The 513-nt window shown below is 37.8% G+C and carries 1 protein-coding gene; it reads right to left on the bottom strand.

All coding sequences use genetic code 11. From position 1 onward, the window contains the following. Positions 1 to 150: 150 nt before the first annotated feature. A partial coding sequence (locus ACFFIS_RS13415) for an Rpn/YhgA-type helix-turn-helix domain-containing protein (RefSeq protein ID WP_512700596.1) occupies positions 151 to 513 on the bottom strand: 363 nt, incomplete at its 5' end.

Genomic DNA, 513 nt, shown 5'->3' with positions numbered 1-513 from the left:
TTGCTTCATAAGCTAAAATTTCTTCCTGCGTGCTACTTAATGTTTCCCAGCTTTGAAAAGCTGTATGAAGCGTATCATCTTTCATCGCAATTTCCTCCAACTTTTTTATTTGAAGGTTTTTTAATTCAATTTCACCAAAAATACAATTACTTACTTTACTTCCCTCCTGATTTTATGAACTTGTTCATTAGAAAGCCCAGTTAACCGAACAACCGTCTCAATATCAAAACCTTCTTGTAGCATACGTTTTGCAGTCCTTTGTATCCCTTCCTTGATTCCTTCTTTAATTCCTTCTTTAATTCCTTCTTTAATTCCTTCTTTAATTCCCTCTTTCACACCTTCCTGTCGTGCTTCTACTTCACGCAGCTCGGCTTCACGAATGGCTGCTTCCTCATCTAGCACACGCTTTAGCCTTGCTTCATAAGCTAAAATTTCTTCCTGCGTGCTACTTAATGTTTCCCAGCTTTGAAAAGCTGTATGAAGCGTATCATCTTTCATCGCAATTTCCTCCAA

It is taken from the genome of Paracerasibacillus soli, assembly GCF_042432965.1.
Classification (GTDB): Bacteria; Bacillota; Bacilli; order Bacillales; family Amphibacillaceae; genus Paracerasibacillus; species Paracerasibacillus soli.
Note: the sequence above shows the minus strand (reverse complement) of the source record. Positions and strands in the feature narration are given on the sequence as shown.